This window comes from Pantoea sp. E956-1 (assembly GCF_982223955.1).
Window position 1 is genome coordinate 1 of sequence record NZ_CEUYZP010000121.1, and the last position, 280, is coordinate 280.

At 51.8% G+C, this 280-nt stretch carries 2 other RNA genes; both read left to right on the forward strand.

The window, feature by feature from the left end:
- The first annotated feature begins 41 nt into the window (after positions 1-41).
- Positions 42-171, forward strand: a non-coding RNA gene (locus tag AC0T7J_RS25555) — RtT sRNA.
- 30 nt (positions 172-201) lie between these two features.
- Positions 202-280, forward strand: a non-coding RNA gene (locus tag AC0T7J_RS25560) — RtT sRNA; the annotation flags it as partial.

The following is a 280-nucleotide window of genomic DNA, read 5'->3' on the forward strand; positions in this document are numbered from 1 at the left end:
CTCGCCGACCATTTTAGAAACCTGTCTGAAAAGACAGGTTTTTTTTCGTCTGTAGAAAGAGGATGAGGACCTCCGAAGGAGGTTTGAGCCGAGCGCAGCGAGACAACGTTGCTTCAGCAACGGCCCGCAGGGCGCTGCTCGCAGAGCAGAGTTATCCTCTCTCGCCGACCATTTTAGAAACCTGTCTGAAAAGACAGGTTTTTTTTCGTCTGTAGAAAGAGGATGAGGACCTCCGAAGGAGGTTTGAGCCGAGCGCAGCGAGACAACGTTGCTTCAGCAA